Below are 5,125 nucleotides of genomic sequence, written 5' to 3'. Positions count from 1 at the left end.
ATATCAAGAATTGGTAAGAAACGTTGCTATTTAGCATCGGATGAAATGAATAATTGTTAGCAGTCACACCCTTCATCCTGTCAAAAACTAAAAATCTTTACCGTGGGCAAAGACCCGGGTGGCCAGAACCGCCCGCTGCCAGCCCGCATAGAGCCGGTCTCTTTCCTCTGCTTCCATCTTCGGTTCAAAGGCAGCCCCGGTCTTGGCAATCTCTTTCAAGCTGCTTACATCTTCCCAGTAGCCGACGGCCAAACCAGCCAAAAAGGCTGCCCCCAGGCCAGTGGTTTCCAAATCCGCTGCCCGCTCAATCTTCTTGCCTAAAAGGTCAGCCTGGAACTGGAGGAGGTAGTTGTTGTTTGAAGCCCCGCCGTCGACTCTGAGAACTGGAATTTCAATCCCCGAGTCCTTCTGCATGGTATCGACCACATCCCTGGTCTGGTAGGCCAATGATTGCAGGGTCGCCTTGATCAAGTCCTTGTCACTGCTGCCTCTGGTCAGGCCAAAAATCGCCCCCCGGGCTTCACTGTCCCAGTATGGTGCCCCCAAGCCGGTAAAGGCAGGAACCACGTAGACTTCATTGGCATCTTTTGATTCCAGCGCCGCCTGCTCAGATTCTGGGGCTGAGTTCAGCAGCTTGACTGAGTCCCGCAGCCACTGAATGGCTGACCCGGCCACGAAGACGGACCCTTCCAAAGCATAGTTTACTTGATCGCCCAGCTTGTAGCCAATCGTCGTCAGCAAATTGTTCTTGGATTCGATCGGTTCCTCCCCCGTGTTCATCACGATGAAGGACCCGGTCCCGTAGGTGTTCTTGACCATCCCCGGCTTGACGGCCAATTGGCCAAACAAGGCAGCCTGCTGGTCCCCGGCCATCCCGGCAATCGACACTCTGCCCCCGAAGAACTGGTATGGGTCGGTTTCCCCGTAAACTTCAGAATTTGATTTAACTTCCGGCAGCATGGCCCGCGGAATCTTCAGCAAATCCAGGATCTCCTGGTCCCAGGTCAAGTCATGAATGTTAAAGAGCATGGTCCGGCTGGCATTGGTGCAGTCAGTTACATGGACCCGCCCCCGGGTCAGTTTCCAGACCAGCCAGGTGTCGATCGTGCCAAAAAGGAGCTCCCCTTTTTCTGCCCGCTCCTGGGCTCCTTCCACATGGTCTAAAATCCAGCGGATCTTCGTGGCGGAAAAGTAAGGGTCGATCACCAGTCCCGTCTTTTGCCGGATCATATCGCTATAGCCGTCTTTAACCAGCTGCTCAGCGATTTCGCTGGTCTGCCGGGACTGCCAGACAATAGCCGGGTAGATTGGCCGGCCAGTCTCCTTGTCCCAGACCACCGTGGTTTCTCTTTGGTTGGTGATCCCGATGGCCGCCAGCTGGTCCGGCCGGATGCTTGAATTGATCAAGGCCGTTGAAGTCGTGATCTGGACCGCGTTCCAGATTTCTTCAGCCTGGTGCTCTACCCAGCCGGGCTTGGGGAAGTACTGGGTGAATTCCCGGGCCACGCTGGCCACCTGCTCGCCGGCGCGGTTGAAGATGATTGCCCTGGTTGAGGTCGTCCCCTCGTCGATTGCCAAAATGTATTGTTCGCTCATGTTTTCTTCCTTTAAACTTATCCTTTTTTGCTTTACTTACTGCTTTTTCGCCGTTTTTGCGAAAACGCTTACCATTTAAGTCTAAGCCAGTTTGTGAAAAATGCAAGCTAAAAGGACCTGGTCTTTAGATTATTATTTTTCTCCCTTTTAGTTTATAATCAGTGTAATTGATTACGATAAGGAAGAATTTGACTATGGCTGATAATTTGATTCGCATTGCCTACCTCTACGAAGACTTGATGAACACCTACGGGGACTCCGGTGACGTCAAGATCCTCCGCTACTTTTTGCATAAAAAAGGCTACCAGACCCAAATCGACAACATTTCCCTGGGCAGCCAGTTCAACGCGGCTGACTATGACTTTGTCTTCTTCGGCGGCGGCCAGGACTATGAACAAAGCATCGTGGCCAAGGACCTGCAGCGCTTCAAGGATACCCTGAACGACTACATCCAGGCCGGCAACCCCATGCTGGCCATCTGCGGGGGCTACGAACTGATGGGGACCTACTACAACACCATTTCCGGGACCAAGATCAAGGGCCTGGGGATCCTGCCCCTGCACACGGAATTTGACCCGGAGAAGCGGATGATCGGCGACACCAAGTACGAAACTGAATGGGGCCCGACCATCGGCTTTGAAAACCACTCCGGCCAGACCTTCCTGGACGACCGGGAAATGCTCAAGCCTTTCGCCAAGGTGGTTGAAGGCTACGGCAACAACCATGAGGAAAAGGAAGACGGGGTCCGCTACAAGAACTTCATCGGCTCTTGGTCCCACGGCCCGATGCTTAAGAACGAGAATGTCGCCAGCGCCCTGGTGGACATGATTTTAGACCGGCATGCTGCCCGCGTGGCCCAATAAGACAGCTTTTTGACCAGCTTTTTAGGAGCTGGTCTTTTTTTCGCGATTTTTTAAAAAATTTTGCTATTTCACACTTGTGCTATACCACAGATGTGGTATAATAATTGTCGTAGGGAAGTGAGAACGATGAAGATCGATATTATTCGATACCTCGACGACAAGCACCTGACCATTTACCGGGTGGCGAAAGAGTCGGGTTATGGCTACACTACCCTTCACAAGTCATTTAACAAGCAGCAATCAAATGCGACGTCAATCAACTTGCGCGATCTCGACGCGATCGCCCGGGCCCAGCACGTGGCGATGTGGCAGGTTCTGCGTGAGCTGGAGAATGATTATCTCAGCGATGACGATGATGACTAAACTAAATACGAAGGTTGGTTTAACCGCTGAGCAAGTCCTATTGTGTTGATTTCGATTGATGCAGAAGGGCTTTTTAGTTAGCCTAAAACCAGCACCTTATTTTACTCAGAAAGAGGTAAAATCATGGCTTACGACAACTTTAACGATATGGATGATCTTTTTAGAGACTTAATGAACGGAATGGGCGGCTTTAATTCCGAAAACCGCCGCTACTTGATCAACGGCCGGCAGGTAACTCCGGAAGAATTCGCTGAATACCAAAAGACCGGGCAACTCCCAGGGCAAGGACAAGCTAAGAATGTCCAAGGCAAGCAAAAGAAGGCCAACGGCATTTTGGAAAAGTTAGGCCGGAACTTGACCGCTGAAGCCCGGGAAGGCAAGCTCGACCCGGTCATCGGCCGGAACAAGGAAATCCAGGAAACGGCAGAAATCCTCTCCCGCCGGACCAAGAACAACCCAGTTCTGGTCGGGGACGCCGGGGTCGGCAAGACCGCGGTCGTTGAAGGCTTAGCCCAGGCGATTGTCCACGGGGACGTGCCGGAAGCAATCAAGAACAAGGAAATTATTTCCATCGATATCTCCAGCCTGGAAGCCGGAACTCAGTACCGGGGCTCCTTTGAGCAGAACATCCAGGACCTGGTCAAGGAAGTCAAGGACAGAGGCAATGTCATCCTCTTCTTTGACGAAATCCACCAGATCCTCGGCGCTGGCGGCATGGGTGACGGCAATGGCTCCAAGGGGATGAGCGACATCTTGAAGCCGGCTTTGTCCAGAGGTGAAATCACCGTAATCGGGGCCACCACCCAAGACGAATACCGGAACACCATCATGAAGGACGCCGCTTTGGCCCGCCGTTTCAATGAAGTAACGGTCAACGCCCCAAGTCCGGCTGACACCTTCAAGATCTTGATGGGGATCCGGTCCCTGTACGAAAAGCACCACAATGTGGAACTGCCAGACGACGTCTTGAAGGCCGCCATCGACTACTCAGTCCAGTACATTCCGCAGCGGTCCCTGCCTGACAAGGCCATCGACCTTTTGGACATGACCGCCGCTCACCTGGCTGCCCAGCACCCAGTGACCGATGCCAAGACCATCGAGAAGCAGATCAAGGAAGAAAAGCAGGCCCAGGAAAAGGCCGCTGAAAAGGAAGACTACGAAGCAGCCCTGGAACACAAGACCAAGGCTGAAAAGCTGGAAAAGCAGCTGAGTGAAAACCACGAAGAAAGAAAGACCGTGGCTACTCCAGCTGACGTGGCCGCTGCCGTTGAACGCCTGACCGGGATTCCGGTTTCCAAGATGGGCGCCAGCGACATCGAACGTCTGAAGGGGCTCAGCAGCCGCTTAAAGGGCAAGGTCATCGGCCAGGACGAAGCCGTTGAAGCTGTAGCCAAGGCTATCCGCCGCAACCGGGCCGGCTTTGACGACGGCAACCGGCCAATTGGCTCCTTCCTCTTCGTCGGCCCGACCGGGGTCGGCAAGACGGAACTGGCCAAGCAGCTGGCCTTGGACATGTTTGGCTCTAAGGATGCCATCATCCGCCTGGACATGTCTGAATACTCCGACCGGACGGCCGTTTCCAAGCTGATCGGGACCACCGCCGGCTACGTGGGCTACGATGACAACTCCAACACCTTGACGGAAAAGGTTCGCCGCAACCCTTACTCAATCATCCTTTTGGACGAAATTGAAAAGGCTGACCCGCAGGTCATCACCCTGCTCTTGCAAGTGCTTGACGACGGCCGCTTAACTGACGGGCAAGGCAATACGGTCAACTTCAAGAACACCATCATTATCGCTACCTCTAACGCCGGCTTTGGCAATGAAAAGCTGATGGGCAACGCTAAGAAGGATGAAAAGCTGATGGACCGGCTGGCTCCTTACTTCAGACCGGAATTCCTCAACCGCTTCAACGCGGTCATCGAATTCAGCCACCTGACCAAGGAAGACTTGAAGGAAATTGTCAACTTGATGCTGGCTGACGTAAACAAGACTTTGGCCAAGAAGGGCATCAGCTTGACTGTCAGCGAAAGCGCCAAGGACTACTTGATTGAACAAGGCTACGATGAAGCTATGGGCGCACGGCCACTGAGAAGAGTCATCGAGCAGGAAATCCGTGACAAAGTCACCGACTACTACCTGGACCACTTGGATGTCAAGAAGCTGAAGGCTGACATGGTCGACGGGGCTCTTGAAATCAGTGAAGACAAGTAATTCATTTCTTTAACCAATTTGCATAATCATAAAAAAGGCAGTCTTTTGACTGCCTTTTTTACTTTATCCGGATTTTTTGTATTATAATC

4 protein-coding genes are annotated in these 5,125 nt (G+C 52.7%); 3 read left to right on the top strand and 1 reads right to left on the bottom strand.

The window, feature by feature from the left end:
• Positions 1-87: 87 nt before the first annotated feature.
• Positions 88-1,596: a glycerol kinase GlpK gene (gene glpK, locus ACI32D_RS09270; RefSeq protein ID WP_439776284.1), complete on the bottom strand. Its 1,509-nt coding sequence runs from the start codon at positions 1,594-1,596 to the stop codon at positions 88-90.
• 194 nt (positions 1,597-1,790) lie between these two features.
• On the opposite strand from glpK, the gene ACI32D_RS09265 reads away from it, so the two are divergent.
• The 3 genes from ACI32D_RS09265 to ACI32D_RS09255 all read left to right on the top strand — a co-directional run bounded on the left by ACI32D_RS09265 (position 1,791) and on the right by ACI32D_RS09255 (position 5,036).
• Complete coding sequence (locus ACI32D_RS09265) at positions 1,791-2,459, top strand: type 1 glutamine amidotransferase (RefSeq protein WP_439776283.1); 669 nt, start codon at positions 1,791-1,793, stop codon at positions 2,457-2,459.
• A 126-nt stretch (positions 2,460-2,585) separates the two neighbouring features.
• The gene (locus ACI32D_RS09260) at positions 2,586-2,822 is read left to right on the top strand and encodes a transcriptional regulator (protein WP_270449283.1); all 237 of its coding nucleotides are present in this window, start codon (positions 2,586-2,588) and stop codon (positions 2,820-2,822) included.
• Positions 2,823-2,945: 123 nt separating this feature from the next.
• The gene (locus tag ACI32D_RS09255) at positions 2,946-5,036 is read left to right on the top strand and encodes an ATP-dependent Clp protease ATP-binding subunit (protein ID WP_439776282.1); all 2,091 of its coding nucleotides are present in this window, start codon (positions 2,946-2,948) and stop codon (positions 5,034-5,036) included.
• Positions 5,037-5,125: the final 89 nt, after the last annotated feature.

This window comes from Lactobacillus sp., assembly GCF_051873315.1.
In the GTDB taxonomy this organism is placed as follows: domain Bacteria; phylum Bacillota; class Bacilli; order Lactobacillales; family Lactobacillaceae; genus Lactobacillus.
This window is presented reverse-complemented; position numbering and strand designations above follow the sequence as displayed.

Coding starts and splice junctions, on each gene's coding strand:
- ACI32D_RS09265 (WP_439776283.1), top strand. CDS start 1,791: ATGGCTGATAATTTGATTCGCATTGCCTACCTCTACGAAGACTTGATG.
- glpK (WP_439776284.1), bottom strand. CDS start 1,596: ATGAGCGAACAATACATTTTGGCAATCGACGAGGGGACGACCTCAACC.
- ACI32D_RS09260 (WP_270449283.1), top strand. CDS start 2,586: ATGAAGATCGATATTATTCGATACCTCGACGACAAGCACCTGACCATT.
- ACI32D_RS09255 (WP_439776282.1), top strand. CDS start 2,946: ATGGCTTACGACAACTTTAACGATATGGATGATCTTTTTAGAGACTTA.